This is a genomic window from Nocardioides alcanivorans (genome assembly GCF_021555175.1).
Classification (GTDB): Bacteria; Actinomycetota; Actinomycetes; order Propionibacteriales; family Nocardioidaceae; genus Nocardioides; species Nocardioides alcanivorans.
The window spans coordinates 1-26,089 of the sequence record NZ_JAKGRW010000026.1 but is presented as its reverse complement, the minus strand read 5'-3'; the positions used below and the strand labels follow the sequence as shown (position 1 = coordinate 26,089).

Sequence of the window (26,089 nt, the reverse complement as noted above, 5' to 3'; positions counted from 1 at the left end):
GCCAGCGATTTCGAGCCCACAGCTCACATCAGGCAGGCTCAGTCGAGGGAGAGCCCAGCCGCCGGTGAGACCCGCGCGGCCCGGCGTGCGGGGAGCATGCAGGCGAGGAGCCCGGCGACCGCGGCCACGAGTACGACGAGGGTGAGCTGCCCGACGGGGACGTCCATCGACGTCTCCCCGAGCACGTCACCCAGCATCGTTCGGATGCCCACCCAGGCAAACGTGACGCCGAGGGCGGTGCCGATCAAGGTGGCCACCACCGACAGCAGCACTGCCTCGACCGCCAGGGTCGCCCGGAGCTGACCACGGGTCAGCCCCAGCGCGCGGAGCAGTGCGTTCTCGCGGACCCGTTCGAGCACTGACAGGCCGAGGGTGTTGGCGATCCCGACCAGCGCGATCACGATGGCGATGCCGAGCAGGCCCAGGATGGCAGCGGTGAGCACGTTGACCTGCAGGTCGACCCACGCCCGTTTCTGCAGGGCGCTGGTCAACTCTGCCCCGGTGGCCAGCGCGCCCAGGTCGCCGTCGAGGTCGTCTGCGTCGGCGCCGAGATCGGTGCGCAGCCAGAGCTCCTGGGGGCGGGGTCGTCGGTCAGCGCGGCCAGGGTGGCCGGAGAGACGAGGGCGGTGCCGCCCCAGTCGTCACCGACGACCGGGCGCAGGGTGCGGGTGGAGTCGCCCACCGTCACGGTCACCTGCTCCGGGATCTCCTCGACTGCTGCCGCCATGGACGCGGGGAGGTGGATCTCGTCGTCCTTCGGTGCGGCGAAGTCGACATCGGAGCGCAGCAGCCGGCGAGCAGCGGCGTCAGGAGCGGCCAGACGACCGCTGTCGAAACCCTCGATCTCGGCGCGGACGCCGGACAGGGCAACGACGAACTCGACGTCCTTCAACCGGGCCACTGCTGCTGCGACCTCGGGGGCGAGGGCCTCACCGTCGGTGGCGGTGATCGCCGCGTCGAGCGGGTGGTCGACGTCCATCTCGTGATCCAACGAACTGCGACCGGTGGCAAGACCGGTGAGGACGGCCGTCGTCAGCGTGACGCCCACCAACAGCGAGGCGGTGGTGGCCGCCGTACGCCGCGGGTTGCGCACTGCGTTGCCTGCAGCCAGACGTCCGGGCGATCCGGCGAGCCGGCCGATCGGGCGACCGAGCACCCGGATGAGTGCCGGGACGATGGTGGGCCCGAGCACTACGACGCCCACCGAGGAGGCGGCGCCGCCGAGCACCATGAGCATCACGTTGCTGCCAGCCACCGCGCCGACCAACGCCGCAGCGCCGGTGACGACGAACGCAATGCCGAGTCCGAGCTGGACGCGACCAGCGGCGGAGCGGGCATCGATGCCGGTGTCGGGGCGCAGCGCGGCCAACGGGCTGACCCGGACCGCGCGCCGGGTGGGCAACCAGGCGGCGCCGACCGCGATCACCAGGCCAGTGGTGAACGCCGCGGCGTACCAGGGCAGCGAGATCTCCGGGTCGCCCATCCGGGCAGACGGAGCGACGTGCTGGATCAGCTCGATGAGGCCGAAGCCGATGCCGGTGCCGGCCACGAGGCCGAGCAGGGATGCGGCCACGCCCAGCGTGAGTGCTTCGACGCGGATCGACCGCAGCACCTGGCGGCGGGTGGCACCGACGCAGCGGAGCAGCGCGAAGTCACGACTGCGTTGTGCGAAGAGGATCGAGAAGGTGTTGGCGATGACCATCGCCGACGTGAGCAGGGCGATCGCGGCGAAGAGCAGCAGCACGATGGCGATCACGTCGACCCCGTTGGTGGCGAGGTTGTGCTGCTCGTCGACGAAGTCGTCGGTCGACTGGATCCTTGCGCCTTCGAGTCCAGCGCCTTCGAGATGGCTGATCTGCTCGTCGACCGAGCCCGCACCGGCCCAGGCGACACTGTTGACGTGGGCCTGGTCGAGCCAGGTGCGCAGTTGGTGCTCGGTGACGTAGATGTTGGTCCACACCAACGCGGACGGGCTGTCGACCGTGCCGACGACGGTCACGTCGTGTGCGGTGGCGCCGGACCCGAGGGTGAGCACGTCGTCGATCCTGACGCGGTGGCGCTTGGCGGCGTTGGTGTCGACGACGGCCTCGTCGTCGGCCTCCGGAAATCGGCCGGCCGTGAGCTCCTGCCACCGCAGACCGGGCTCCGCGGCGATGGCCCCGATGTCGGCGCCATCGGTGATCTGCTCGCCGTTGCGGTCGACCGGCAGCCAGGTCCAGCCGAGCACCGTGGCCTCGGCACCCTCGGCCTCGGCCCGGTCCAGGAGGACGCCGGCCTGTGCGCCGTCGATGTCGGAGATCGCCACGTCGGCGTTGCGGAAGGGGGCGTCGAGGCCCGAGACCATGCCGTTGCGGGCACCGGACGACAGGGCGCTGGTGGTGACGATGAACGCGACGCCGATGACGATGGCGACGGCCGCGGCGACGTACCGTCGGGTGTGGCGTCGTAGCGACGCGAGCAGCACGCTCCGCATCAGGCGGCCTTGCGACGCAGCGCATCGACCAGCTGGTCACGCGTCGGATCGGTGAGGTGGCTGGCGATCCGGCCGTCCTCGATCACGACGACGTCGTCGGCGTACGCCGCTGCGTCGAGCTCGTGCGTCACCATCACCACGGTCTGGCCCAGGGCCCGCACGGTGTGGCGCAGCAGGCCGAGGACCTCCGCCGAGGCGGTGCTGTCGAGGTTGCCGGTGGGCTCGTCGGCGAAGACGATCTGGGGCTGGGCGACAAGGGCGCGGGCGATGGCGACGCGCTGCTGCTGACCGCCGGAGAGCTGGCTGGGCAGGTGCCCGGTGCGGTCGACCAGGCCGAGGGTCTCGACGACCTCGGCCATCCGGGCACGTTCGGCGTGGCCCACGCGACGCCCGGCGAGCTCGAGGGGGAGCAGGATGTTCTGGCCCGCCGTGAGCATCGGGAGCAGGTTGAAGGCCTGGAAGACGAAGCCCAGGTGATCGCGCCGGAAGCGGGTGAGCGCAGTGTCGTCGAGGCTCTCGAGGGCGACACCGGCGACCGTGATGGTCCCGGAACTCGGCTGGTCGAGGCCGGCCAAGCAGTGCATCAGGGTCGACTTGCCCGACCCCGACGGGCCCATGATCGCGGTGAACCGGCCTGCTGGGAGGTCGAGGTCGACCCCGCGTACGGCGTGCACCTCCGCGTCGCTGCCGCCGCCATAGGTCTTGGTGAGGCCCCGGGTGCTCGCGGCAAGCTCTTTCGTCCCGGCCGAGCGGGTGGCGGCTTCCTGCGGGCCGGTCCTTCGGCCAGCGGCGGGCTCGCGGGCGGATGTGGAGCCGTCGTCAGGTGTGGAGCCGTGGTCAGGTGTCGTCTCGATCATGCCTTCGACGATTCCGGAATCCGTGCAGCGAATCGTCAGCCCAGCGTCTGGACCTCACGAGGCGACGTACACCCTTGGTATGACGCCCCCTCCCCCGCCGAAGGAGCGCCAATGTCCGCCGAGGGCGCCCGGATGTCCGCCGAGGGCGCGCGGATGTCAGGCGGTGACAAGTCCGGTCTCGTAGGCGAGCACCACGAGCTGCACCCGGTCCCGGGCGCCGGTCTTGGCGAGCACCCGACTGACATGGGTCTTCACGGTGGCCTCGGCGACGACGAGCTCGTCGGCGATCTCCGTGTTGGAGAGGCCGCGGCCGATGAGCACGAGCACCTCGCGCTCACGATCGGTGAGGCCGTCCAGTCGCCTGTCGACGGGCGACTGGGGGTTCGTGTCAGGGAGAGCGGCGGCGAAGTGCTCAAGGAGGCGTCTGGTCGTGCTGGGTGCCACGACGGCGTCGCCGGCATGGACGGCACGGATCGCGTCGAGCAGGTCGTCGGGGCGGGCGTCCTTGAGCAGGAACGCGGCAGCACCGGCCTTGATCGCGGCGAACGCATACTCGTCGAGGTCGAAGGTGGTCAGCACGATCACTCGCGGGGTCTCGCCGCGCGCAGCGAGCGCGCGGGTGGCCTCGACCCCGTCCATGCGCGGCATCCGCACGTCCATGAGTACGACGTCTGCGTGGGTCACGGCGAGCTGTTCGACGGCGTCGGCGCCGTCGCCCGCCTGCCCGACGACCTCCATGTCGTCCTGGGAGTCGACGAGCATCTGGAAGCCGGCGCGCACCATCTGCTGGTCATCGACCAGGAACACCCGGATCACGCCGGAATCCTTGCAGAGACCCGGAATCCGCCACCGACGACGGGGCCGGTCTCGAGCGTGCCACCGTGGACGGTGACGCGTTCGCGCATGCCCGCCAGCCCCAGGCCCTGCCCGTCATCGAGGGAGGCGGCGCCCCTGCCGTCGTCGACCACCTCCACCGTGATCGCCTCGCCCTCCGTGCCGATCGTGAGGTGCACGGAGGCCTGGGCGCCGGCATGCTTGCGGACGTTGGTCAGCGACTCCTGGACGATTCGATAGACGGTGAGGGCGATCCCGTCGGAGACCCGGGGTAGTGGCGACGGTCGGGTGACGTCGAGCTGCATGCCTCCGACCCGGGCCTCGGTGAGGAGCTCGTCCAAATCGCTCAGCCCCGGCTGCGGTGCCAGGCCCGAGTCGCCGTCGGAACGCAGCAGGCCGAGCATGCGCCGCATCTCGGTGAGTGCCTCGCGGCCCGTCTCCGAGATGGTGGTCAACGCTTCGGTGGCCTTCTGCGGCTCCTTGGCAGCCGCATAGCGCGCACCGTCGGCCTGCACCACGATCACGGAGAGCCCGTGCGCGACGACGTCGTGCATCTCCCGTGCGATCCGCGCCCGCTCGTCCTGCGCTGCCAGCTGTGCTTGCTGGGCGGCCTCGCGCTCGAGTCGCTCTCCGCGCTCGACCAGCGAGGCGACGTATGCCTCCCGGGTGCGCCCGAGCGTGCCGAGCGCCCACGCGGTCGCCACGATCGCGGTGATGCTCAGGAAGTAGGGCAGGTAGGCGTCACCGCTGGCCTCGTAGTGGCGGAGCCAGTCGTACGCCGCCACTCCGGCGCCGACCACGCCCGTGGCGAGCATCGCGAATCCCCAACGTGCGTTGGCGAAACGGGCCACGGAGTAGACGGCGATCGGGAACGCCAACTGCCCCGGGAGCGGCATGTGGACGAGCAGCGGTTGCATCGCGGTGGCGGCCACCACCACAGCGCCAGCGACGACGGGATGGCTGCGGCGCCAGAAGAGCGGAGCGGTCTGCAGCAGGCAAAGGGCGCCTGCCACGGGGAGAGTCCGCCGAGCAGCGTGCCGGCCACGGAGACGAAGACGAGGAGGCCTGCCAGCGACCGGTCGAGCCATCGCTCACCTCGTCGTCCGAGTCGCCACGGCTGCTGCATGCCGACGAGCGTAGAGCCTGACCGCACGCAGGTGCCGTCCTCAGCCGATCTCGGGGCTCCGGCTGCGGACGGCGCAGAGCAGTGAGAGGGCGGTGAAGCCGACCGCCAGGAGGAACACCACGTCGAAGCGATGCGCGTGGCTGGCCGCGGCGAAGAGGACGCCGGCGACGGAGAGTGCGAATGCAGCGGTCAGGGAGTCGGCGATGGAGATGGCCGAGGAGTTGAAGCCGCGCTCCGAGACGGGGGATGCGGTCAGCATCGCTACGGTGAGACGCGGATATGCGAGCCCCATGCCGACCGACGCGAGACCGTAGCCGCCGATGAGGGAGACCGCGGGCAGGCCGAGGAAGACGGCGAGACACGTGATCACGGTGCCCACGACGAGGATGGTCGAGCCGACGACCAGGGTGGTGGCGTTGTTCATCCGGTCGGCGAGCCGGGACTGGGCCTGGCTCGCCCCGGCCCAGGCCACGCCTGACAGCGCCAGTGCATAGCCGGCATGGGTGGTGGAGAAGCCCCACTGTTCCTGGAGTACGAACGGGACGTGTGCCTCGGCGCAGAAGAAGCCGGCGGCGATCGCGCCGCGGGTGGCGATCACTGAGGGCAGGCCGCGACCCAGTCTGAGGGTGCCTCGAGGCAGCAGGTGGCGTGCCGCGTAGAACGCAACGATCCCGGCGGTGACGCCGAGCAGCGGACCGGGCCCGAGGTCGCCCAGCAGTTCCAGCGCCAACACGGCGACAGCGGCCAGCGTCGCCCAGGCCAGTGGCATCAGGGGCATGCGGCCCGCAGGCAGCGGCGGCCTCCCGGCCCAGAGTTCACGCAGGGCCGGGGCGATCAACCCGACCGCGACGGCCACGAGGCCGACGGTGCCGAGGAACACCCACTGCCAACCGAACTGCTCTGCGACCAGGGCAGCGATCGCCGGCCCGAAGAGGGAGGGCAGCACCCACGCGGCGGCGAAGGCGGCGAGTATTGCCGGCTGCAGGCGTGGCGGATAGACCTGTGCGACCACGACGTAGAGGGCCACCGTGACTCCGCCGCCACCGATGCCCTGCAGGATGCGCCCGACCACCAGCACTTCCATGGTCGGTGCCAGTCCACACACGAGCAGGCCTGCCGAGAACAGCACGGCGCACATCAGCAGCGGCGGCACCGGTCCACGGCGGTCGCTCCACGACCCGGTCGCCACCATTCCGACGATGCCGCTGGCCAGCGGAGCGGCAAAGCTCAGCGCGTAGAGGTGCACTCCGTCGAGCTCGCGACTCACGTCCGGCATCACCGTCGTGACGGCCAGCGCCTCGAACGCGGCGAAGAAGACGAGGGAGAACGAGCCGACCGTCGTGGCGACGTACGGCGGCCGCATGGTTCCCGTGCCCTGTCGCTCGCGACGCCGGGACCGGATCTCGCTCACTGCCGCAGTCTAGGTCCCGCGAAGTAGCACTCGTTGCGCGTCGAGGGCGCCCCCGTTGTGCGCTGCCCTACCGTGCAACTGTGCACCTGATCCGCGGCCCCGTCGCCGACTCCGACCCTGCCCTCGAGATGGCGACGTCCCACGCGTTGCTGCGTGCGGCGAGCCGTGGCGAGATCGAGAGTGCGTTGCGGATCCTCCGTCCCACGCCTCTGGTTGCGTTCGGGCGGCGCGACACTCGGCGGCCGGGGTTCCCGGCAGCGGTGCGCGCCTGTCGCGACGCGGGTTTCGTGCCTGTCGTGCGCGCGTCCGGTGGCCGCGCCGTGGCGTGTACGTCGGCCGCTCTCGTCATCGATCTCGTCCAGCGTGATCCCGGGTCGCTCGGAGGCATGGACGACCGGTTCGAGGGCTTCGGGGCCATGTTCGCCGACGTGCTCGCCGGCTTCGGCATCGACGCCCGGGTGGGTGAGGTGCCCGGTGAGTACTGTCCCGGTGCGCACAGCATCAACGCCGGGGGCGTGAAGAAGCTGGTGGGCACGGCGCAGCGGATGGTGAAGGACGCGTGGTTGTTCAGCTCGGTCGTCCAGTACGACGACGCAGCGGTCCTGCAGCCCCTCCTCGCCAAGGTGTATGGCGCCCTGGAGCTGGACTTCGACCCCGGGTCGGTCGGCACGATCGCGGAGGAGGCGCCGGGCGTCGGTCTCGATGAGGTCGAGACCGCGATCATCGGTGCCCACCACGATCGGTTCGATCTCAGCGAGACGCACCTGTCCGACGTACTCGTGGCCGCAGCGCGGGGACTGGTCGACGATCACCGGGTGTGACGATTTGGGCGCTCCCTCGCGCGCAATCGGCGCTCCCTCGACGCACGATTTGGGCGCTCTCGGCGGGCAGGGGGTGGGGCGGAGTGGGCGATGGTCGTAGGGTGCGGAGCATGACCACGTGGGAATACCAAGTTGCTCCGATTCCGCTGCACAACGAGGGCCTGATGCTCAACAACTTCGGCCAGGACGGGTGGGAGCTGGTCCAGCTCACCACCAACGAACAGGGTGGGCTGGTCGCGTTCTTCAAACGCCCGGCGGCGAGCTGATGGGCGCGGTGGAGGCGCGGCTGGGAGACCTGGGGCTACAACTCCCCGAGGTGGCCAAGCCGGTGGCGGCCTACATCCCGGCGCTGCGCAGCGGGAACCATGTCTTCACCTCCGGTCAGCTGCCGATGCGCAACGGCGAGCTGTCCGTGACGGGCAAGGTCGGTGGCGAGGTCTCGGCCGAGGAGGCCAAGGAGGCCGCGCAGCAGTGCGCCCTCAACGCGATGGCAGCGGTGAAGTCCGTCATCGGCGACCTCGACAAGGTCACCCGCATCGTCAAGGTGACGGCATTCGTCGCCTCCACCCCCGACTTCACCGGTCAGCCGCAGGTTGCCAACGGCGCCTCCGAGCTGCTCGGCACGGTCTTCGGTGACGCCGGTCAGCACACCCGCTCGGCCGTCGGTGTGCCGGTGCTCCCGCTCGACGCTCCGGTCGAGGTGGAGATCATGGTCGAGGTCCGCGACTGATGGACCCCACACTGACGCTGCCCGACCACCTGCTCGAGGTGGCTCGGGCCTTCACGTCGGGCGAGAACGAACCGGCGGCGCCCCGCTCCGCGGCCACCGTGGTGCTGTTGCGTGACGGTGACGGGCAGCCCGGTGGTCTCGACGTCTATCTGCTGCGGCGCCACGTCGGCATGGCCTTCGCGGCTGGCATGAGCGTCTTCCCCGGTGGCGGTGTCGACGCCCGCGACAGTGAACTCGACCCGGCCCTGTGGGCCGGTCCCACCCCGGAGGAGTGGGCCGAGCGGATGGACTGCACCGCCGAGCAGGCCCTTGCCCTGGTCTGTGCTGCCGTGCGCGAGACCTTCGAGGAGTCCGGGGTGCTGCTGGCCGGCACCGCCGATTCCGTCGTCGCCGACACGACGGGCGACGACTGGGAGGCCGACAGGGTCGCACTGGAGGCACACGAGCTCTCCATGACCGAGTTCCTCACCAAGCGGGAGCTGGTGCTGCGCACCGACCTCCTGTCGGTGCTCGGCGGTTGGCTGACTCCGGTCTTCGAGCCGAAGCGCTACCTCACCTACTTCTTCGTGGCCACCCTTCCGGAGGGCCAGGTCACCCGCGACGTCTCGACCGAGTCCGACAACGTTGCATGGTTCCCGGTGCGCGAGGCGATCGCCCTGGCCGACGCCAAGCAGATGATGCTGCTGCCGCCGACCTACGCCACGATGTGCGAGTTCTACGACGCCACCAGCATCGACGAGGCATTGGCCCACGCGCGGGAAGTGCCCTTCGAGATGATCGAACCGACCTTCAACCCCGACAACAACCGCCTCGAGAGCCGGCCCCGGATCGTCGAACTCGGCATCCGGGTGGGCAAGTTGGTGCACGGCCAATGACCGAGTGGAGCGGCGGCAGCTTCGGTGAGCGCGGGCAGTGCGTGCTTGCCCCCAATCCCGGCATCATGTCGCTCGACGGCACCAACACCTGGGTGCTGCGCGAGCCGGGCGGCCGACGGTCGATCGTGGTCGATCCCGGACCCTCCATCGCGCGTCACCTCGACGCCATCGAAGAGGCCTCCGGCCCGGTTGCCGCCGTGCTCTTGACCCACCACCACTACGACCACAGCGAGGCGGCGCGTGAGTTCGCCGAGCGGATGGGGTGTGGCGTGCGGGCCCTCGACCCGGCGTACCAGCTGGGCTCCGAAGGTGCCCACGACGGTGACGTGATCAGCGTCGACGGGCTCGAGGTGCACGTGATCGGTACCCCGGGCCACACCGCGGACTCGCTCTCCTTCCACCTCCCCGCTGACGGGGTCGTGCTCACGGGGGACACCGTGCTCGGCCGTGGCACCACCGTCGTCGCACACCCCGACGGGCACCTCGGTGCCTACCTGGACTCGCTCGATCGGCTCCACCGACTGGCCGACGAGCACGAGCTGAAGGCGATCTGGCCCGGCCACGGCCCGGTGATCGACGATGCCCTGGCGGTGCTCGACCACTACATCGCGCACCGGCACGACCGGCTCGCGCAGGTCGAGGCCGCCCTGGTGGGGCTCGACGTCGCCGCGATCTCGCCCGAGGAGTTGCCCCGCCGCGTCGTCGAGATCGTCTATGCCGATGTCGACCAGGTGCTGTGGGGTGCGGCCGAGATGAGCGTGCGCGCGCAACTCGCCCACCTGGGACACACGGAGTTCGGCCCACGCTCGGGTTTCCCCGCGGCCCAGTGAGTGCCCTCGCGGTGCTAGATTGACCGTGGTGTGCCGGGAAGTCTGGTCGGCCCGCCGCGGAGGACGCGGCGGCTCTGCTGACCGCAACCCCTGAACGAAGGACCCGTGCCCAGACTCCGCTTCCTCCCTGACCCGAGCCGTCGTGACGCCACGTACGTCGGCGATCTCCTGCGCCGCGAGACCGTCGGGGGCGTGCTTGCCCTCGCCGCGGCCGTCGTGGCGATCCTGTGGGCCAACTCCGCCCTCGGCGACGGCTATCACCACCTGCGCGAACACGAGATCGGTCCGCTCACCGTCGAGCAGTGGGCTGCCGACGGTGCGTTGACGCTCTTCTTCTTCGTCACCGGACTCGAGCTCAAACGCGAGTTCGTCGTCGGCTCGCTGTCGAAGCTGTCGGACGCCGTGGTGCCCGTCGTGGCGGCGGCTTGCGGGGTCGCCGTACCAGCGCTGGTCTACACCGCCATCAACCTGACCAGCGACGCGGGCCGCCCCGGCGGCTGGGCGATTCCGTCGGCCACCGACATCGCCTTCGCCGTTGCCGTCCTCGCCGTCGTCGGGTCGGCGCTGCCGAGCCAGCTGCGTACCTTCTTGCTCACACTGGCGGTGGTCGACGACCTCATCGTGATCGTGATCATTGCGCTCTTCTATGCCGATGGCTTCCAGCTCGACTCGCTGCTGCTCGCCGCGGGCTGCTGCGTCGCGTGGTGGGTGCTGCAGCGCCTGCGAGTCAGTGCCTGGATGGTCTACGTGCCCCTCTTCATCGGCGCCTGGTGGTTCACCCACGAGAGCGGCGTCCACGCCACCATCGCCGGTGTCGTGCTCGGCCTGCTCACCCGCGTCCGCCCGGACGCTGACGAGGAGGACGGCCCGGCGGAGCGGGTGGCCCACGTGCTCAACCCGTGGTCGGCCGGCCTGGCCGTGCCCGTCTTCGCGCTCATGTCTGCCGGCGTCGTGGTCGCCGGAGGTGCCGACCTCGTGAAGGACCCGGTCGTGATCGGCGTGGTCGCGGGCCTCGTGCTCGGCAAGCCCATCGGGGTCTTCGGGGGTGCCTGGCTCCTCACCCGACTCACTCGGGCCGAGATCGATCCCGATGTGGAGTGGGCCGACGTCTTCGGCGTAGCGATGCTGGCCGGTATCGGGTTCACGGTGTCGCTGCTCGTGGCCGACCTGTCGTTCGACGGTCCCGAGGTCGAAGCGGCGAAGACGGCAGTGCTGGTCGGATCGCTCCTCTCCGCGGTCGCGGGCTCCGCCCTGCTCGTCTGGCGCAACCGGATCCACCGCCGACGGGCGACGATCTCGGGCCCGTACGCCGACTGACCGCGTCGGGCACGTCGGCGGGGGTCGAGTGCCGTGTAGAGTCCGCACCGGACCCGCAGGACCAGCATCAGGAGTGACACGGATGGCCGAGCAGATCAACAGCGACGAGCCCACCATCGGGCGGCTGATCGGCGACGCTCAACGCGACATCTCGAAGCTCGTCCAGAGCGAGATCCAGCTCGCCAAGGCGGAGTTGAAGGTCAGCGTCAAGGCTGGCACCACGGGCATCGGCATGTTTGCCGCCGCTGGGTTCCTGTTGCTGCTCGCAGTCATCATCTTCTCGATCGCGCTGGCGCAGCTGATCCACTGGAACGGTGACGGCCTCGACCTGCACTGGGCCTACCTGATCGTCTTCGGCGTCTACACGCTGCTGGCCGTGCTCCTCGTGCTGCTCGGCATCAGGAAGGTCAAGAAGGTCAAGGCGCCGGAGCGGGCCATTGCGCAGGCCCAGGAGACCAAGGCCGCGCTCAGCAAGAGCTGAACCGAGCTCTGGCCGTCCGGTTCAACCGGTGCAGTCGCCGGTGTCGACCGCCCGGGTGCCGGTGCGGCCGGCGTCGGCCGCACCACTGACGGCGTCGGCGGTCACCGCGTAGCCGGTGTCCTTGTCGGTGACCGAAGCGGCGAAGACCACGCCGACGACGTCGCCGTTGGTGTTGACCACCGGGCCGCCTGAGTTGCCGGGCCGAATCAGTGCGCGCAGCGAGAGCACCTCACGGATCACGGAGCCCTCGTTGTAGATGTCGGGGGAGCGGAGCCGTTGCTCGGCGCGCACCCGGCCGGCCTGCACGTCGTACGGCCCGTCCTCGGGGTAGCCGAGCACCGCCACGTTGGCGCGCTCGCCCACCTCGCGCTCGAACGAGAGCGCGGGAGCGTCGAGGCCGTCGACGGCCAGCACCGCGATGTCGAGGTCGCTGTCGTAGTGCACGACGCGCGCTGGGTGTCGGTCGTCGCCGACCAGCACCGTTGGATCGGTGACGCCGGCAACGACGTGGGCATTGGTCATCACCCGTCCGGCTGCATAGACGAAGCCACTGCCCTCGACGCCGCGGTCGCATCGGCTCTCACCATGGATCTTGACGACGCTCGCGGCCGCGTCACGCACGTCCGGATCGCGCATGATGCGGGCGGTGTCGGGGGCTTCACCTCGACGATGCGCTCGGGGGCGAAGGGCTCGAGGTAGCGCGGGAAGAAGTTGGTGCCGACGACGGTGTTGAAGGCGTTGAGCGCCTCGTTGGCCCGGTCGGGCATCGCTCGGTCGACCTTGGCCAGCACGGCGGACTCGCGCACGAGCGGAGTGACCGCGCCGATCTGTGAGCCGCTCACCGCGACACCCAGCGCCCAGGCCACCAGCAGGACGGCCGCGGAACTCAGCAGCGCCCCACCCGCAGCGTCGACGGCTCGCGCCGGCTGCCAGGTGATGAGGGACCGGGCTCGTGCGCCGGCGTACTGGAAGCTGGCCTGACCGAGGCTGGCCGCGAGGATCACGATGAAGAGTGCGCCCAGCGAGACCCAAGTGGACGGGTCCTTGTCGCCGAGCGCCAAGGGAGCCAGCCAGATGCCGAGCAGGCCGCCGAGCAGCAGGCCCACGGTGGCGAAGGCGCCGGTGATGAAGCCCTGCCAGTAGCCCGACAACGCGTAGGTGAGCACCAGGATGATGAGGAGGATGTCGAGGAAGTTCATCGTTCGTCCTCGCTCAGGGTCGTGTTGGGTGCCGGGACGCGGCCGCGAGGCTCAGCCTTCATCATGTGCGGCGGCAACTCCACGACCCGGGCCGTGTCCCACGGCGTCGCCCAGCCGATGTGCTCGAAGTAGCGCGAGATGATCCCGGCCGTGAAGCCCCACAGGAGGACGTCGTGGTCGGGGCCGATGAGGTAGCCCGGTCCCATCCAGCCGTTGGGCCCCTGCACGGCGACCCGGTGCTCGGGCTCGATCAACTCGCGCAACGGCACCCGATGGATGGCGTGGACCTCCTCGACCGAGTGGGTCGTCACCGGCGTCTCGCGTTCCCACCAACCGATCACCGGTGTGACCGCGAAGTCGCTGGGCGGCAGCCACAGCTCGGGCAGCTGGCCCAGCACCTCGACGCCCGTCGGGTCGAGACCGGTCTCCTCCCACGCCTCACGCAGTGCGGCGTCGACGGGCGTCTCGCCGGGGTCGATGCCGCCGCCCGGGAAGGCCACCTGGCCGGGATGCGAGCGCATCGTGTGGGCGCGCTCGGTGAGCAGCAGGTCGCGGCCCTGTGGACCGTCCGCGAAGAGCACGAGTACGGCGCCCCGCCGACCCCGGTGGTTCTCGGGCGGCACGAACCGGGTCAGGTCGTCGGCGCGGATCGTGTCGATCCCGGAGATGACCGGGTCGAGCCATGCGGGAGCGCTCACGTGCCTGCCTTCAAGTCGATGCCGAGGTGCTCCTTGACGAGGTCCTCGAGTTCCTGGACCGAATCGATCTCCTCGAAGACGACCCGCGGGGTGCCGCTGGCGTCGACCACGACCCCGTCGGCGTCAACGAAGAGGATGCCGGGCAGTGCCGGGAGGTTGGGCAGTGGGTCGGCGAGCGAGAGGTCGCTGTTGACGTCGGCCAGTTGCGGATAGGACACCTTGGACTCGCGCACGAGCTCCAGGGCTGCACCGGGCTGGGCGTCGTTGAAGTCGATGCCGAGCACCGCCACCTCGTCACCATGGAGCTCGTGGAAGTCCTGGTAGATCGGGAGTTCGCGCTTGCAGGGGCCGCACCAGGCCGCCCACAGGTTGATCACCATGGGGCCGCGCAGCGTGGAGACGTCGACGCTGGTGCCGCCGCCCAGGCAGGGAAGGGTGATGGCAGGCATCCCGCCGTCGACGGCGCCGCCCTCGCCCGGAACACAGTTGGGCAGCAACGTCTCGGCCTTCATCTCCCGCAGCTGCGGGGTGTCGACCGAGACGTTGGATCGATGGCTGCCGCCCGAGGAGTCGGGCGGGGTCAGCGCGGAGCAGCCCCCGAGGAGCAGGAGGCTCGCCGCAGCCGCGAGGGCAGCCGTGTGCCAACGGCTCGGGAGAGCTGCCGTCATGCCGGGCCCTCGGTGCGCACCAGCTTGGCGGCCGCGGCCGCGTCGACCGGGCCCTCGCCGTAGGACGGGCACCACTTCGCGACGGGGCACGCCCCGCAGGCGGGCTTCTTGGCGTGGCAGATGCGCCGTCCGTGCCAGATGACGTGGTGGCTGAGCATCGTCCAGTCACGCTTGGGAAAGAGGTCGCCGACCGCGAACTCGACCTTGACCGGGTCGGTCTCGGTGGTCCAGCCGAAGCGGCGGACGAGACGGCCGAAATGGGTGTCGACGGTGATGCCGGGGACGTCGAAGGCGTTGCCCAGCACGACGTTGGCGGTCTTGCGGCCGACGCCGGGCAGTTTGACGAGGTCGTCGAGCCGGCCCGGCACCTGCCCGTCATGGTGCTCGACGAGAGCGCTCGAGAGCTTGAGCAGGGACTCGGTCTTCTGGCGGAAGAAACCGAGCGGACCGACGATCTGCTCGAGTGCGGATCGGTCGGCAGCGGCCATGGCCTGCGGATCGGGGTAGGCGGCGAAGAGGGTCGGCCGGACCTTGTTGACCCGCTTGTCGGTGGTCTGCGCGCTGAGCACGGTCACCACGAGCAGCTGGAACGGGTTGTCGAAGTCGAGTTCGCACTTGGCGTCAGGATAGGTTTGCGCCAGCACACGATTGACCTTGCGGGCACGTCGGACGACTGAGGTCCGGGAGTCGCTGGCGAGCACGGCCACCAGCCTACGTGGCGGCCCCGACGACGTACGGGGGAACCCGATGTGGGCGCGCGGGGGCCAATAGGCCATGATGTGACTGAAAGCACTACTAGAATCGAGCCGGACCTGTGCTCGCTTCGACGCTCTACCCAGATGGAGGACCTCGTGGACAATGACGTGCTGCGCCAAGCGCCGCTCTTCAGCCACCTCGACGACGAGGCGGCCACCGCGCTGCGCTCGTCCATGACGGAGTCGCGGCTGCGACGCGGCGAGGTGCTCTTCCACGAAGGGGACTCCGGCGACAAGCTCTACGTCGTCCTCGACGGCAAGGTGAAGCTCGGCCGCACCTCCAGCGACGGGCGCGAGAACCTGCTGGCCATCCTCGGCCCCGGCCAGATGTTCGGTGAGCTCTCCCTCTTCGACCCGGGTCCGCGCTCCGCGACGGTCACCTGCGTCACCGACGTCGCCTTCGCGTCGCTCTCCCACGACGATCTCGCCAAGTGGCTCGAGGGTCGTCCGGTCGTGGCCTACGGCCTCCTGGGCCAGCTGGCCGCTCGCCTGCGCAAGGCCAACGACGTCGTCGCCGATCTCGTCTTCTCCGACGTGCCGGGCCGTGTCGCCAAGGCGCTGCTCGACCTCGCCGACCGCTTCGGCCGCACCGCCGACGACGGCGTCCACGTGCACCACGACCTCACGCAGGAGGAGTTGGCCCAACTGGTCGGCGCCTCCCGCGAGACGGTCAACAAGGCACTCGCCGACTTCGCCTCGCGCGGGTGGCTGCGGTTGGAGCCCCGTTCCGTCGTGATCATGGACATCGAGCGTCTGTCGCGCCGCGCGCGCTGACCCCAGACACAGCGAGTGGCCGTCCCCTCGGGGACGGCCACTCGTGATTTGTGCGGCTGGTGGTGTCAGGCAGCCCGGGACGTACGCCGGCGCTGGCTGAAGACGCGCAGCCGGGAGATGCGTCCCTGCTCGTCGTTGCGACGTACCGCCCAGATGACGCCGGTGATGGTCTCGGCCAGGTCGATCGCCGCCGCGTCGTCCTCGATCTCGCGGACGTGCAGGCGGCTCTCGGGGACCTGCGTGGTCCAGCCCGGCAGCGTGGAGGTGCCGGCGCGGTTCAGCAGGATGACGTGCACCTCCAGTCCGGCGAGGTGGTCGAGGACCAGGGCGAACTGGTCGCCGTCGGCTTCGGCGAACCGTGGCTGTGAGATCGCCACGTCGATGCCCAAGCGCCACAGGCCGCGGGTGATCCCCGCCCAGCTGCCCTCGACGTCGCGGCGGTGCAGGCCGTGCGCGCGGTGGGTGCGCAGCATCTCGGTGGCGGCAGAGTCGAGCGCCTGTTGGGCGATGGTGGGGACGAGGCAGCCGGCGCCGGCGAGGAGGGTGCTGTGGTCGATCAGGTCGGTGTGGGTCAGGGTGCGGGGCTCGGGACCGACGTGAAGGAAGATCTTGTTCTTGGCCATGGCTCCACGGTGGGTGTCGCGGGTTGCCGGAGGCGCAGGACGAGGTGTCACGCGGGTGAACATTTTCCGGGAGCGACACTAGAACGAGTTCTAGAAGATGCGTAGGCTGCGGCCATGACCGACGCCATCATCTGGAACGCTCCCGACGACGACCACCCGGCCCGCCGGGCCTCGCAGCGCTCTTATGCGGCTGTCGCGAAGAAGGATCTCGCGCAGTGGCTCACCGTCTATGCCGCGAACGCCGTGCTCGAGGACCCGGTCGGCCCCTCGATGTTCGATGCCGAGGGCAAGGGCCACCACGGGCACGAAGGCATCAGTGCCTTCTGGAAGGCTGCGATCGAGCCCGTCGACCAGTTCCGGTTCACGATCAACGACTCGTTCGCCAACCCCGGCAGCAACACCTGCGCCAACATCGGTCAGATCCGGACGACGTTCGCCGACGGCAGCCACACCACGACCGACCTGATCATGGTCTACGTGGTCGACGACGAGGGCCAGGTGCTGTCGATGAAGGCCTTCTGGGAGCCCGACCGCACGATGGCGAGCTACACCAAGGCCTGAGCGATCCGGGTCAGCGAACGCTGACCGCCCCAGCTGTCACCTCCCAGCGCTGGTCCACGCGCACGTTCTGGAGCAGACGGCGGTCGTGGGAGACGAGCAGCAGCGTGCCGTCGTACTGGTCCAGGGCCTGCTCGAGCTGCTCGATGGCGGGCAGGTCGAGGTGGTTCGTGGGTTCGTCGAGCACGAGCAGGTTGACCCCGCGTGCTTGCAGGAGGGCCATCGCCGCACGGGTGCGTTCACCACCGGAGAGTCGATCCACCCGGCTGGTGACCTGGTCGGACTTGAGGCCGAACTTCGCCAGCAGGGTGCGTACCTCGGCAGGCGTCAGGTCGGGTACGACGGCCTCGAAGGCCTCACCCAGGGGGACGTCGTCGGCCAGGCCGGTGCGGGCCTGGTCGATCCGCCCGACCGCCACGTTGGCGCCGAGTGATGCGCGGCCGAGGGTCGGCTCGATGTCGCCGAGCAGCAGGCCGAGCAGCGTGGACTTGCCCGCGCCGTTGGGGCCGGTGATCCCGATCCGGTCGCCGGCGTTCACCTGGAGCGACACCGGCCCGAGAGTGAAGTCGCCACGCATCACCTGCGCCTGGTCCAAGGTGGCAGCCACCGTCGAGCCACGCGCAGCGGAGGCGATCCGGAACTGCAGCGCCCACTCCTTGCGCGGTTCCGGCACCTCCTCGAGTCGGGCGATCCGCGACTCCATCTGGCGTACCTTCTGGGCCTGCTTCTCCGAGGACTCGCTCTGCGCGCGGCGTCGGACCTTGTCGTTGTCCGGCGCCTTCTTCATCGCGTTGCGGACGCCCTGGGAGCTCCATTCGCGTTGTGTGCGAGCTCGCGTGACCAGGTCGGCCCTCTTGTCGGCGTACTCCTCGTAGGTCTCGCGGGCGTGACGCTTCGCGGTGGCGCGTTCGGCCAGGAACGACTCGTAGCTGCCGTCGTAGACCGTGACCTCGTTCTGGGCGAGATCGAGCTCGACCATGCGGGTCACGCACCGGGCGAGGAGCTCGCGGTCGTGGGAGATCAGCACCACCCCGGCCCGCAGGCCCTGGACGAACTTCTCCAGGCGTTCCAGGCCGGCCAGGTCGAGGTCGTTGGTCGGTTCGTCGAGCAGGACGATGTCGAAGCGGCTCAGCAGCAGTGCGGCCAGGGCAACGCGTGCCGTCTGGCCGCCGGAGAGCGACGTCATCAGGGCCTCGGGACCCAACTCGAGGCCCAGCTCGGCCAGCGTGGCCGGCAGACGGTCGTCGAGATCGGCGGCACCGCTGGCCATCCACCGGTCGAACGCCGCCGCGTAGGCGTCGTCGGCGCCCGGCGTGTCGCTGCCCAGCTGGCTTGCGCTCTCCTCCATCGCACGGGTCGCTTCGGCTGCCCCGGTACGCCGCCCGATGTAGTCGGCAACGGTCTCGCCGGGGAGTCGCTCGTGTTCTTGGGGCAGGAAGCCGACGAAGGCGTCGCCAGGTGCGGTCGACACGGTGCCGTCCAGTGGTGTGTCGATCCCGGCAAGGAGTCGCAGCAGGGTCGACTTGCCGGCACCGTTGGCACCGACCACACCGACGACATCGCCGGGAGCAACGGTGAGGTCGAGGCCCTCGAAGAGGGTGCGGTGCCCGAATCCGCCGGCCAGGTCCTTCGCGACGAGGGTGCCACTCACGGGGTTTCAGCCCTCCAAGGTGTCGGTGCGGGCGGCGACCCACTCGACGAGGGGCCGCAGTTCGCGCCACCCCGTGCGCAGCACGTCGACCAGTTCGGGGGTATGGATGACCGCGTCGAAGCCGAGGTCGCGGGTCACCACCACCGAGCGGTGCCGCAACAGGTCGATCCTGGGGTGATGGGCGTCGTACCCGCGCGGCTTGGTCTTGAGGCGGTTGCCGCCGACCTCCCAATCACCCTTGGCGAGTCGGCGCACGATCTTCTCCAGCTCCTTGCCCGTCTGCTCGTCGTCGATGGCCGAGCGTACGGCGGCGAGTCGGGTGGGACTTGCCTCGTAGAAGCCCCCGCCGATGCGGACTCCACGTGCGGACAGCTCGACATACCAACCCGTTGCCGGCGCGAGACCCACGAAGGCGCCCTGATGGGTCTTGTAGGGCGTCTTGTCCTTCGCGAAGCGCACGTCGCGGTAGGGGCGGAAGACCTTGGCTGCGCCGAACTCGTCCTCGACCGCCGCGAGCAGTGCGGTCATCGGCGCGCGTACGTGCTCGGCGTACGTCGTCCTGTGCGCCTCCCAGTAGGAGCGGGTGTTGTCGATCTCGAGGTCGTCGTAGAAGTCCAGCGCTGTCTCGGTGAAGCCCTCGAAGGTCATGGGAACAAGCCTAGGGACACGCGGTCGGGGAGGGCAATCCGGTCGTGGTCGTCGGACAGAAAAAGGCCTGGTGGCCGATGACAGGGCGGGCCGGATCAGGTCCAATGGACCATGACCACCAGAACCCCGCCACTCGTCCTCTCCGACACCCCGTTCCGCATGCCGACCGACGTGGAGCTCGACGACCGGGTCCGGGTGGTCGAGATGCGTCACACGGACGTGACGCTCGATGACCTGCCGGCCCTCTTCGACGGCGGTTTCGCCGTGCTCTCCGGACTCGGGCCGATCGGGCCCGGCTACGCGATCTATGACGGGGAGGTCAGCGGCAGTTTCGAGCTGACCATCGGCTTCCCGATCGCGGGCCCGGCGGCGATGAGTCTCGTGCCCGTCAGGTCTGCTTCTGTTCCTGCCGATCTTCCGGACGGAGTGATGGAGGGGACCTTCCCGACCGGAACGGCGCTCGTCGTCAGTCATCTGGGTTCCTTCGAGGGGCTCGGGGCTGTTTGGCAGCGGTTGGGTGAGCACCCGCAGGCGCAGGGGCGTACGAGGGTGATCGAGATCTATGTGACCGATCCCAGCCAGACCGAGGTGGAGGAGCTGCGCACCGATCTGGTCATCCCGCTGTCGTGACCACCTGAGGCGATGAATCCAGCAGACGAGTCCGGTCTGCCTTCCAACAACCAAACTCAGGAGGAAACATGTCCGTGCTCAATCCGTATCTCTGCTTTCGCGGCCAGGCCGCTGCGGCGATCGACTTCTACCAGTCCGTCTTCGGCGGTGAGGTGACCAGGATGACCTTCGCCGACATGGGCGGGATGGGGCTCGAGGAGGAGGAACAGGGCTGGATCATGCACAGCCAGCTCACGACGCCGGACGGGCAGACGCTCATGTGCAGTGACACCCCCGTCTCGATGTCGGCAGACGACATCAGGGTCGCCCAGATTGCGCTCAGCGGGGCTGCGGACGAAGAGCCGACCCTGCGTGCCTGGTTCGACCGACTCGGGGAGGGTGGCGAGGTGCACGTGCCCCTGGAGAAGGCGCCGTGGGGTGACTGGTTCGGACAGTGTGCAGATCCGTTCGGCCACATCTGGATGGTCAACATCGCTGGTGACCAGGGCTGAGTTCGATCGCCGGTCCGTTTGCGGCGACCCCGGACGTTGGCATCGGTTTCATTAGAGGTTAGCCTTGCCTAAGTGTCTACCAAGGAGACCCTGATGACCGAGACCGCGACCATGCTCCCTCCGATGATCGTCGACGAGGTCGAGGTGATGGCAGTCGAACTGCTCACGCCCACCTTCGTCCGGATCGAGTTCGGCGGTCCGGCGCTCGCCGAGTTCGGTGTCGACGGGCCGACGTGGGATCAGCGGGTGAAGCTGATCTTCCCCAACGCATCGGGGGAACTGGCGCAGTTCGACCGCTCCGGGGCCGAGAACTGGTACACCGCTTGGACGGAGCTCTCCGACGATGAGCGCGGCCACATGCGCACCTACACCGTGCGCCGCGTCATCGGCCGTGGCGAGGGGACTCGCCTGGTCATCGACTTCGTACTGCACCTCGTGCCCGGCGCATCCGGTCCGGCGTCGCGCTGGGCGGCTGCGGCGCGACCGGGCGACAAGCTCGTGCTCGTCGGTCCGCGGTTGGGCAGCGACTTCGGCGGCATCGAGTTCCAGCCGGGCACCGCCCGGTCGTTGCTGCTCGTGGGCGATGAGACCGCCGTCCCCGCCGTGTCTGCGATCCTGGAGCAACTGCCCGCCAATGCTGTGGGTACGGCGCTCCTCGAGGTCCCGCTGACCGCCGACATCCTGCACCTCATCGCGCCTCCGGGTGTCGAAGTGATCTGGTTGCCGCGCAACGGCCAGAAGCATGGTGAGCCCTTGACTGCTGCCGTACGCGACCACTTCGGCCTGGACGACAAGGCCATCGATCTGGCCGCCGTGCCCGACGACGTGGTGGATCCCGACCTCTGGGAGACACCGACGTGGTCGTCCTCCGGTGAGGAGATCGTGGAGAGCCGGATCGTCGGACACGACCTGGCAGGCATCTATGCCTGGATCGCCGGTGAGTCCAAGGTGGTCACCGCGCTGCGCAGGGTGCTGGTCAAGGAGCTCGAGATCGATCGCAGCCAGGTTGCCTTCATGGGTTACTGGCGCCAGGGCGTCGCGATGCGCTCCTGATCGCGCCCAGTCGTGGTCGCGCGGGCGCCCTCGGTGGGATTCCGGGCGACTTCGGCGAGGTGGTCAGGGCTGGTGTGGGCGAAAGCCTGCGTCCAGGATCAGGGAGAGCGCCTTGTCGCGGTCGGGTGAGCCGACGGGTTCGGTGGTGCGGCGGCTGGTCAGGGCGGCCAAGCCGTGCACTCCCGCCCACAGTGCCAAACAGTCTTCGGCGGAGACCGCATCCCCGCGGGCGCGGCCGAGGGCCTGGCGGAGGTCCGCGAACCAGCAGGCCGTGATCTCCCGCAGTTCGCCGCCGGCGCCCTCGAGCAGGTCGTGGCGGGTGATCAGGGCGAACATCTCGGGGCGGGCCGCTGCGAAGTCGAGATAGGCCTCGGCCGCCTGTCGGATCCCGCGGCGTGGCTCGGAGTCGGCGAGCGCTGGCCTGATCTCAAGGTCGAGGGCCTCGATGCCGCCGCGGGCGATGGCGGCCAGGAGGGCTCGGTAGGTGGGGAAGTGGCGGCGCGGCGCGCCGTGGGAGACGCCCGCAGAGCTGGCAATCGATCGCAGCGAGATGCCCGCGAGCCCGTGCTCCTCCAGCATCTCGGTGCCGACGCTGACGAGGCGTTCGCGGGCGCTCATGTGGACAGTGTCTACCGCGATGCGCGAGACTGCCAGTAGACATTGTCTACGGCTGGCGGGCGCACATGTGGTTCTGGTTGCTCAAGTGGATCGTCCTGGGGCCGATCGTGCGCTGGTTCGCGCGCCCAGAAGTGATCGGACTCGAGCGGATCCCGCGCAGTGGCCCGGTCATCCTGGCGGCCAACCACCGTGCCGAGATCGATTCGTTGGTGCTGTGCCTGGTGCTGCCCCGGAAACCACGGTTCATCGCCAAGGCCGAGTACTTCACGGGGACCGGCCTGCGCGGAAAGGTGGAGCGCTGGCTCTGCTCGGTCACCGGCCAGATCCCCGTCGATCGTTCCGGCGGCCGGAGCGCGGTGGCTTCGCTCCGCGCGGCGGAGGAGGTGCTGAGGGCCGGCGACGTCTGGGCGATCTATCCCGAAGGGACCCGCTCACCCGACGGGCAGCTGCACCGGGGCCGCACCGGCGTTGCCCGTGTCGCGCTGGCCGTCCCCGGTGCCGCTGTGGTGCCGGTCGGCATCACGGGTACGGCGGAGGTCGACCCACGCGGTCGGCGCGGTTGGCGTCGTGGTCGGGTGACCGTCACGTTCGGCAAGCCGATGGACCTGGCGGCGTACGACCCGGAGGATCCTGTGGCGCCGCGACTGGTCACGGACGCGCTCATGGCGGCGATCGGGGAGCTGGTCGGGCAGGAACCGCGGGAGCACTATGCGTCACGCTCCTGAAATGGCCGATGCCCTGCGCCGGAGACGGTGAGCAGGGCATCGAGCCGTGGAGCGGACGACGAGGTTCGAACTCGCGACATTCAGCTTGGGAAGCTGACGCTCTACCAACTGAGCTACGTCCGCACGACCACCTGAGTGATCGAGGCGATATTACTCGATCGGCGCCAGCGTGGGCCGCTTGGGGGTGATCGTGTCGCCAGACGAACGGCCGGTCAGGCGTCGGTGCACCCATGGGAGCGCCGAGGTACGTGTCCAGTCCACGTTGTGCCGCAACTGTTCGCGGCGGGAGCGGACCGGGAGCTCGGGCAGCTCGGGGTCCTCGATGGTGTGCGGGACTCCGAGGATCTCGAGCACTCGCTGTGCCATGTGCTGGTGGCCGGCCGGCCCCATGTGGAGGCGGTCCTCGTCCCAGTAGCGCCAGTCGCGGTACTCGCGGAAGCGCCAGAAGTCGACGATCGTCGCGCCGTGCCGGTCGGCGGCATCGCGGACGAGCTCGTTGTAGATCGCGAAGCGGCCGCGCAGGGAACCGAAGACGCCGCTGTCACCGGCATCGAACGCCGTCCAGACGAGCAGGCGTGCCCCGGTGCCAGCGAGCTTGCCGAGGGCTTCGTCGTACGCCGCCACGCTTGCGTCGAGATCAACCTTGGGCCGGAGCATGTCGTTGCCGCCGGCGTAGATGGTGACGAGGTCCGGCTCCAGGGCGATCGCGGGTTCGATCTGCTCGGCAAGGATCGCGGGCAGCTTGCGACCTCGGATCGCCAGGTTGGCGTAGCGGAAACCACTGTCGTGGCGAGCGAGCTGTTCGGCGACCCGGTCGGCCCAGCCGCGCAATCCGTTGGGGCGTGCTGGGTCGGGGTCGCCGACGCCCTCCGTGAAGCTGTCGCCGAGGGCGACGTAACGCAGGTAGGACATCAGATCTCGGTTCGGTGGAAATTCTGGAAGGAGCGCGACGGGGTGGGTCCGCGCTGACCCTGGTAGCGCGAGCCGTACTTCGCCGAGCCGTAGGGGTGCAGCGCGGGAGAGGACAGTCGGAAGAAGCACAGTTGGCCGATCTTCATGCCCGGGTAGAGCTTGATCGGAAGCGTGGCCACGTTGGCGAGCTCGAGCGTGACGTGACCGCTGAAGCCCGGGTCGACGAAGCCGGCGGTGGCGTGGGTCAGGAGCCCCAGGCGGCCGAGTGACGACTTGCCCTCGACGCGGGCGGCGACGTCGTCGGGGAGCGTGACCAGCTCGTAGGTCGAACCGAGCACGAACTCGCCCGGGTGCAGGATGAACGGCTCGTCGCCCACCGGCTCGACCTGACGGGTCAGGTCGGACTGGTCGGCCGCGGGGTCGATGTGGGGATAGCGGTGGTTCTCGAAGACGCGGAAGAAGCGGTCGAGGCGGAAGTCGATGCTGGAAGGCTGCACCATGTCCGGCTCGTAGGGCTCGATGGCGATCCGGTCGGCCTCGATCTCGGCCAGGATGTCGCGGTCGGAGAGCAGCATTGGGGCAGAATATCGGCGTCGCACCGACCCCAGTCAGGGGCTCGCCGGCTGGACCGGCGACCGCTCGGCGGGTGGTGTGGGACGACCGATTACATTTGAGCGGTGAGCACACCCGCCCCTGACACGCGCGACGGTCGCGCTGCGCACATCGGCCATGAGGTCGTCGTCACCGGACCCGGCATCGACCCACGCCGTCGCTGGGCCTACCTGGGCGCAGGCGTCGCCGTGTTCCTGGTGGTCATCTTCGTGCTGAGTCGTTGGGGAGCAGAGCACGGCAACGAGGTGCGCTTCGGGTTCCCCGACAAGGTCCAGGGCGTGAAGCTGACGATGCCCGACCGGGCGCCCGAGGCCCGTGATCGTGACATCGAGACCCACTACGACCAGCGCGGCGACGGACGCGCCACCGTCGTCGTCGAGTGGTTGCCGGGAACCGGCATCGAGAAGGCCCTCGACGGTTCCGCCGCAGACGACCAGATCCCGTGCGTGACCAGCCCTGAGGTCACCTGTGTGGCCAAGGTGAGGGACGGCGTCATCCGGGTGACCCAGCGCTCGAGCCAGGAACGCGACGTACGCGAGTTCACCCAGGAGTTCCTGAAGCAGCGCGTCAAGCCGGACACCCGCGACTGACGTCGTCGGGCGCGGCACTCACCGGACCGGGTGTTCAGCGGTCGTGAGCGAGGCCGCGCGGCCGTGTTTCGGCGTGCTCGAAGCGGAGCTGCCTGAGCAGTGCGAGGACCTCGTGGGTGTCCAGGAGATCGCAACTGCTCGGCGCAGAGGGATCGGGGGACATGCCCGTGACCCGGTCGAGCGCGATGCCTTCGGGAAGTCGGAGTCCGACCTCGAGGCGGTAGCGGAGATCGCCGTCGCCCACCACGTCGGTGTCCACGACGGTGCCTGAGTGGTAGGCGCTGGTGACGGCTTCCCAGAGTACGACGCGTTCTCCCACCAGGAGCACCCGGTCGAGGGCCAGGTCGCAGTGCTTCAGGAGGATCGATCGGGAGCGCCGAGTGAACTCGGTCAGCTCGATGCCGATCAACTCCATCGTGTGCACTCCTCGGGCCTCGTCGTCTCTGTGCTCAACGAGTCCGCTCCCGAGATGTCACGGCATCTCGGCACCCCAGCCGGGTTCAATCGAGGGAAATGCATCAGCGCCGTACGGCGGTGTCATGAGGTGACACCGCGGCACGGCGCTGATGGTGGAACGTGACCTCAGAGGTCGAACAGCGAGTTGGCCTGGTTGATGTCGGCCTGCTTCGGGGTGTTCTCCGGGCCGCTGGTCGACTCGGTGGCCGGCTTCTCCTCGGCCTCAGGCTCCTCCGCGGCCGGTGCCTCGACGGGTACCTCCTCGACAGGCGTCTCGGCCTCCGGTGCCTCCTCCGGTTCCGGGGCAGCAGGTGCAGCTGCTTCGGGCTCGGGGGCCGCGATGTCGAAGAGCGAACCGCCGGCGTTGAGGTCGGGGATCGGGGCGGCCGGCGCTGCCGCCTTAGGTGCCTCGGTCTTCGGCGCAGCCTCGGGCGCTTCGGCCTCCGGGGCCTCGGGGGCCGGCTCCGTCGCGGTCTCCTCGGCGGGTGCTGCCGGTGCGGCTGCGCCCGGGCTCGGAGGCCGCGATGTCGAAGAGCGAGCCACCGGCGTTGAGGTCGGGGACCTCGGCTGCCGGTGCGGCCTTGGGCGCTTCGGCCTTCCGGGGCCTCAGGGGCCGGCTCGGCCGGAGCCTCGGCCGCCGGTGCGGCGGCTTCGGGTTCGGGGGCAGTCAGGT

Annotated in this window: 32 protein-coding genes, 1 tRNA gene and 1 pseudogene; 14 read left to right on the top strand and 20 right to left on the bottom strand. The window is 69.6% G+C overall.

The window, feature by feature from the left end; all coding sequences use genetic code 11:
- Nucleotides 1-38: 38 nt before the first annotated feature.
- The 6 genes from L1066_RS14040 to L1066_RS14015 form a co-directional block, all read right to left on the bottom strand.
- Nucleotides 39-491 (bottom strand): ABC transporter permease, encoded by a 453-nt coding sequence (locus L1066_RS14040; protein WP_235736915.1) that lies wholly within the window; start codon nt 489-491, stop codon nt 39-41.
- Nucleotides 488-2,473: an FtsX-like permease family protein gene (locus tag L1066_RS14035; RefSeq protein WP_235736914.1), complete on the bottom strand. Its 1,986-nt coding sequence runs from the start codon at nt 2,471-2,473 to the stop codon at nt 488-490. Before L1066_RS14035 ends, L1066_RS14040 begins: the two co-directional genes overlap by 4 nt.
- Nucleotides 2,473-3,330, bottom strand: coding sequence for an ABC transporter ATP-binding protein (locus L1066_RS14030; protein WP_235736913.1), 858 nt, complete (start codon nt 3,328-3,330; stop codon nt 2,473-2,475). Before L1066_RS14030 ends, L1066_RS14035 begins: the two co-directional genes overlap by 1 nt.
- A gap of 156 nt (nt 3,331-3,486) precedes the next feature.
- Complete coding sequence (locus L1066_RS14025; protein WP_312007804.1) at nt 3,487-4,146, bottom strand: response regulator; 660 nt, start codon at nt 4,144-4,146, stop codon at nt 3,487-3,489.
- Nucleotides 4,143-5,177: a sensor histidine kinase gene (locus L1066_RS26035; protein WP_235736912.1), complete on the bottom strand. Its 1,035-nt coding sequence runs from the start codon at nt 5,175-5,177 to the stop codon at nt 4,143-4,145. Before L1066_RS26035 ends, L1066_RS14025 begins: the two co-directional genes overlap by 4 nt.
- 153 nt (nt 5,178-5,330) lie before the next feature.
- Nucleotides 5,331-6,701: an MFS transporter gene (locus L1066_RS14015; RefSeq protein WP_235736911.1), complete on the bottom strand. Its 1,371-nt coding sequence runs from the start codon at nt 6,699-6,701 to the stop codon at nt 5,331-5,333.
- Between the two features lie 80 nt (nt 6,702-6,781).
- Here L1066_RS14015 and L1066_RS14010 point away from each other — a divergent pair, with 80 nt between their 5' ends.
- The 7 genes from L1066_RS14010 (at nt 6,782) to L1066_RS13980 (ending at nt 11,755) form a co-directional block, all read left to right on the top strand.
- A complete protein-coding gene (locus L1066_RS14010) occupies nt 6,782-7,522 on the top strand; it encodes a lipoate--protein ligase family protein (protein ID WP_235736910.1) in 741 nt (246 codons plus the stop codon).
- 110 nt (nt 7,523-7,632) lie between these two features.
- Nucleotides 7,633-7,788 (top strand): Sp36 family protein, encoded by a 156-nt coding sequence (gene sp36, locus L1066_RS14005; protein WP_235736909.1) that lies wholly within the window; start codon nt 7,633-7,635, stop codon nt 7,786-7,788.
- Entirely contained in the window at nt 7,788-8,252 is a 465-nt protein-coding gene (locus L1066_RS14000; RefSeq protein ID WP_235736908.1) for a RidA family protein, read from the top strand. Before sp36 ends, L1066_RS14000 begins: the two co-directional genes overlap by 1 nt.
- The gene (locus L1066_RS13995; protein ID WP_235736907.1) at nt 8,252-9,127 is read left to right on the top strand and encodes an NUDIX hydrolase; all 876 of its coding nucleotides are present in this window, start codon (nt 8,252-8,254) and stop codon (nt 9,125-9,127) included. The genes L1066_RS14000 and L1066_RS13995 overlap by 1 nt, the downstream gene beginning before the upstream one ends.
- A complete protein-coding gene (locus L1066_RS13990) occupies nt 9,124-9,957 on the top strand; it encodes an MBL fold metallo-hydrolase (RefSeq protein WP_235736906.1) in 834 nt (277 codons plus the stop codon). Before L1066_RS13995 ends, L1066_RS13990 begins: the two co-directional genes overlap by 4 nt.
- 105 nt (nt 9,958-10,062) lie before the next feature.
- Complete coding sequence (gene nhaA / locus L1066_RS13985) at nt 10,063-11,274, top strand: Na+/H+ antiporter NhaA (protein WP_235736905.1); 1,212 nt, start codon at nt 10,063-10,065, stop codon at nt 11,272-11,274.
- An 82-nt stretch (nt 11,275-11,356) separates the two neighbouring features.
- Complete coding sequence (locus L1066_RS13980) at nt 11,357-11,755, top strand: phage holin family protein (RefSeq protein ID WP_235736904.1); 399 nt, start codon at nt 11,357-11,359, stop codon at nt 11,753-11,755.
- A 21-nt stretch (nt 11,756-11,776) separates the two neighbouring features.
- Here L1066_RS13980 and L1066_RS13975 read toward each other — a convergent pair whose 3' ends face one another.
- The 5 genes and pseudogenes from L1066_RS13975 to nth form a co-directional block, all read right to left on the bottom strand.
- The gene (locus L1066_RS13975) at nt 11,777-12,616 is read right to left on the bottom strand and encodes a MarP family serine protease (protein WP_235737055.1); all 840 of its coding nucleotides are present in this window, start codon (nt 12,614-12,616) and stop codon (nt 11,777-11,779) included.
- A pseudogene (locus L1066_RS13970) lies at nt 12,580-12,954 on the bottom strand (CvpA family protein); the annotation flags it as partial. The pseudogene L1066_RS13970 and the gene L1066_RS13975, both read right to left, overlap by 37 nt.
- Complete coding sequence (locus tag L1066_RS13965) at nt 12,951-13,652, bottom strand: NUDIX hydrolase (protein WP_235736903.1); 702 nt, start codon at nt 13,650-13,652, stop codon at nt 12,951-12,953. The gene L1066_RS13965 and the pseudogene L1066_RS13970, both read right to left, overlap by 4 nt.
- Nucleotides 13,649-14,320 carry a TlpA family protein disulfide reductase gene (locus L1066_RS13960; protein WP_235736902.1) on the bottom strand — a complete coding sequence of 224 codons (672 nt, stop codon included), beginning with the start codon at nt 14,318-14,320 and terminating at the stop codon, nt 13,649-13,651. Before L1066_RS13960 ends, L1066_RS13965 begins: the two co-directional genes overlap by 4 nt.
- Nucleotides 14,317-15,096, bottom strand: a complete 780-nt coding sequence (nth, locus tag L1066_RS13955; protein WP_235736901.1) for an endonuclease III — start codon at nt 15,094-15,096, stop codon at nt 14,317-14,319. Before nth ends, L1066_RS13960 begins: the two co-directional genes overlap by 4 nt.
- Before the next feature lie 75 nt (nt 15,097-15,171).
- On the opposite strand from nth, the gene L1066_RS13950 reads away from it, so the two are divergent.
- Complete coding sequence (locus tag L1066_RS13950) at nt 15,172-15,849, top strand: Crp/Fnr family transcriptional regulator (RefSeq protein WP_446499909.1); 678 nt, start codon at nt 15,172-15,174, stop codon at nt 15,847-15,849.
- A gap of 65 nt (nt 15,850-15,914) precedes the next feature.
- On the opposite strand, the gene L1066_RS13945 is transcribed toward L1066_RS13950, so the two are convergent.
- On the bottom strand, nt 15,915-16,472 hold the full coding sequence (locus tag L1066_RS13945; RefSeq protein ID WP_235736899.1) for a hypothetical protein: 558 nt from the start codon (nt 16,470-16,472) through the stop codon (nt 15,915-15,917).
- Between the two features lie 114 nt (nt 16,473-16,586).
- Between L1066_RS13945 and L1066_RS13940 the strand changes: the two genes are divergently transcribed.
- Nucleotides 16,587-17,033, top strand: a complete 447-nt coding sequence (locus L1066_RS13940) for a nuclear transport factor 2 family protein (RefSeq protein ID WP_235736898.1) — start codon at nt 16,587-16,589, stop codon at nt 17,031-17,033.
- Nucleotides 17,034-17,043: 10 nt separating this feature from the next.
- On the opposite strand, the gene L1066_RS13935 is transcribed toward L1066_RS13940, so the two are convergent.
- Both L1066_RS13935 and L1066_RS13930 read right to left on the bottom strand, forming a co-directional pair.
- Complete coding sequence (locus L1066_RS13935; RefSeq protein ID WP_235736897.1) at nt 17,044-18,681, bottom strand: ABC-F family ATP-binding cassette domain-containing protein; 1,638 nt, start codon at nt 18,679-18,681, stop codon at nt 17,044-17,046.
- A 6-nt stretch (nt 18,682-18,687) separates the two neighbouring features.
- The gene (locus tag L1066_RS13930) at nt 18,688-19,329 is read right to left on the bottom strand and encodes a DUF2461 domain-containing protein (RefSeq protein WP_235736896.1); all 642 of its coding nucleotides are present in this window, start codon (nt 19,327-19,329) and stop codon (nt 18,688-18,690) included.
- A gap of 111 nt (nt 19,330-19,440) precedes the next feature.
- Between L1066_RS13930 and L1066_RS13925 the strand changes: the two genes are divergently transcribed.
- The 3 genes from L1066_RS13925 to L1066_RS13915 all read left to right on the top strand — a co-directional run bounded on the left by L1066_RS13925 (nt 19,441) and on the right by L1066_RS13915 (nt 21,503).
- A complete protein-coding gene (locus L1066_RS13925; protein WP_235736895.1) occupies nt 19,441-19,959 on the top strand; it encodes a GyrI-like domain-containing protein in 519 nt (172 codons plus the stop codon).
- Between the two features lie 68 nt (nt 19,960-20,027).
- A complete protein-coding gene (locus L1066_RS13920) occupies nt 20,028-20,450 on the top strand; it encodes a VOC family protein (protein ID WP_235736894.1) in 423 nt (140 codons plus the stop codon).
- Nucleotides 20,451-20,543: 93 nt separating this feature from the next.
- On the top strand, nt 20,544-21,503 hold the full coding sequence (locus L1066_RS13915; RefSeq protein ID WP_235736893.1) for a siderophore-interacting protein: 960 nt from the start codon (nt 20,544-20,546) through the stop codon (nt 21,501-21,503).
- Nucleotides 21,504-21,566: 63 nt separating this feature from the next.
- Here the strand turns inward: L1066_RS13915 and L1066_RS13910 are convergent, their stop codons facing one another.
- Complete coding sequence (locus L1066_RS13910) at nt 21,567-22,121, bottom strand: TetR/AcrR family transcriptional regulator (protein WP_235736892.1); 555 nt, start codon at nt 22,119-22,121, stop codon at nt 21,567-21,569.
- A 65-nt stretch (nt 22,122-22,186) separates the two neighbouring features.
- Between L1066_RS13910 and L1066_RS13905 the strand changes: the two genes are divergently transcribed.
- Nucleotides 22,187-22,846: a lysophospholipid acyltransferase family protein gene (locus L1066_RS13905; RefSeq protein ID WP_235736891.1), complete on the top strand. Its 660-nt coding sequence runs from the start codon at nt 22,187-22,189 to the stop codon at nt 22,844-22,846.
- A 47-nt stretch (nt 22,847-22,893) separates the two neighbouring features.
- Here L1066_RS13905 and L1066_RS13900 read toward each other — a convergent pair.
- From L1066_RS13900 to dcd, 3 genes are all read right to left on the bottom strand, one after another.
- A tRNA-Gly gene (locus tag L1066_RS13900) sits at nt 22,894-22,969 on the bottom strand.
- A gap of 27 nt (nt 22,970-22,996) precedes the next feature.
- Nucleotides 22,997-23,758, bottom strand: coding sequence for an SGNH/GDSL hydrolase family protein (locus tag L1066_RS13895; protein WP_235736890.1), 762 nt, complete (start codon nt 23,756-23,758; stop codon nt 22,997-22,999).
- Nucleotides 23,758-24,333 (bottom strand): dCTP deaminase, encoded by a 576-nt coding sequence (dcd, locus tag L1066_RS13890; protein WP_235736889.1) that lies wholly within the window; start codon nt 24,331-24,333, stop codon nt 23,758-23,760. The genes L1066_RS13895 and dcd overlap by 1 nt, the downstream gene beginning before the upstream one ends.
- Nucleotides 24,334-24,435: 102 nt before the next feature.
- Here dcd and L1066_RS13885 point away from each other — a divergent pair, with 102 nt between their 5' ends.
- The gene (locus tag L1066_RS13885) at nt 24,436-24,960 is read left to right on the top strand and encodes a hypothetical protein (protein ID WP_235736888.1); all 525 of its coding nucleotides are present in this window, start codon (nt 24,436-24,438) and stop codon (nt 24,958-24,960) included.
- A gap of 34 nt (nt 24,961-24,994) precedes the next feature.
- On the opposite strand, the gene L1066_RS13880 is transcribed toward L1066_RS13885, so the two are convergent.
- Both L1066_RS13880 and L1066_RS13875 read right to left on the bottom strand, forming a co-directional pair.
- Complete coding sequence (locus L1066_RS13880) at nt 24,995-25,375, bottom strand: hypothetical protein (protein ID WP_235736887.1); 381 nt, start codon at nt 25,373-25,375, stop codon at nt 24,995-24,997.
- Between the two features lie 167 nt (nt 25,376-25,542).
- Nucleotides 25,543-25,959, bottom strand: a complete 417-nt coding sequence (locus L1066_RS13875) for a hypothetical protein (protein ID WP_235736886.1) — start codon at nt 25,957-25,959, stop codon at nt 25,543-25,545.
- Between the last annotated feature and the right edge of the window lie 130 nt (nt 25,960-26,089).

Coding starts and splice junctions, on each gene's coding strand:
- L1066_RS14000 (WP_235736908.1), top strand. CDS start 7,788: ATGGGCGCGGTGGAGGCGCGGCTGGGAGACCTGGGGCTACAACTCCCC.
- L1066_RS13920 (WP_235736894.1), top strand. CDS start 20,028: ATGTCCGTGCTCAATCCGTATCTCTGCTTTCGCGGCCAGGCCGCTGCG.
- L1066_RS14030 (WP_235736913.1), bottom strand. CDS start 3,330: ATGATCGAGACGACACCTGACCACGGCTCCACACCTGACGACGGCTCC.
- L1066_RS13895 (WP_235736890.1), bottom strand. CDS start 23,758: ATGTCCTACCTGCGTTACGTCGCCCTCGGCGACAGCTTCACGGAGGGC.
- dcd (WP_235736889.1), bottom strand. CDS start 24,333: ATGCTGCTCTCCGACCGCGACATCCTGGCCGAGATCGAGGCCGACCGG.
- sp36 (WP_235736909.1), top strand. CDS start 7,633: ATGACCACGTGGGAATACCAAGTTGCTCCGATTCCGCTGCACAACGAG.
- L1066_RS14035 (WP_235736914.1), bottom strand. CDS start 2,473: ATGCGGAGCGTGCTGCTCGCGTCGCTACGACGCCACACCCGACGGTAC.
- L1066_RS13990 (WP_235736906.1), top strand. CDS start 9,124: ATGACCGAGTGGAGCGGCGGCAGCTTCGGTGAGCGCGGGCAGTGCGTG.
- L1066_RS13980 (WP_235736904.1), top strand. CDS start 11,357: ATGGCCGAGCAGATCAACAGCGACGAGCCCACCATCGGGCGGCTGATC.
- L1066_RS13925 (WP_235736895.1), top strand. CDS start 19,441: ATGACCACCAGAACCCCGCCACTCGTCCTCTCCGACACCCCGTTCCGC.
- L1066_RS13905 (WP_235736891.1), top strand. CDS start 22,187: ATGTGGTTCTGGTTGCTCAAGTGGATCGTCCTGGGGCCGATCGTGCGC.
- L1066_RS13910 (WP_235736892.1), bottom strand. CDS start 22,121: ATGAGCGCCCGCGAACGCCTCGTCAGCGTCGGCACCGAGATGCTGGAG.
- nth (WP_235736901.1), bottom strand. CDS start 15,096: ATGGCCTATTGGCCCCCGCGCGCCCACATCGGGTTCCCCCGTACGTCG.
- L1066_RS13945 (WP_235736899.1), bottom strand. CDS start 16,472: ATGGCCAAGAACAAGATCTTCCTTCACGTCGGTCCCGAGCCCCGCACC.
- L1066_RS13930 (WP_235736896.1), bottom strand. CDS start 19,329: ATGACCTTCGAGGGCTTCACCGAGACAGCGCTGGACTTCTACGACGAC.
- L1066_RS13995 (WP_235736907.1), top strand. CDS start 8,252: ATGGACCCCACACTGACGCTGCCCGACCACCTGCTCGAGGTGGCTCGG.
- L1066_RS13880 (WP_235736887.1), bottom strand. CDS start 25,375: ATGGAGTTGATCGGCATCGAGCTGACCGAGTTCACTCGGCGCTCCCGA.
- L1066_RS13960 (WP_235736902.1), bottom strand. CDS start 14,320: ATGACGGCAGCTCTCCCGAGCCGTTGGCACACGGCTGCCCTCGCGGCT.
- L1066_RS13915 (WP_235736893.1), top strand. CDS start 20,544: ATGACCGAGACCGCGACCATGCTCCCTCCGATGATCGTCGACGAGGTC.
- L1066_RS13940 (WP_235736898.1), top strand. CDS start 16,587: ATGACCGACGCCATCATCTGGAACGCTCCCGACGACGACCACCCGGCC.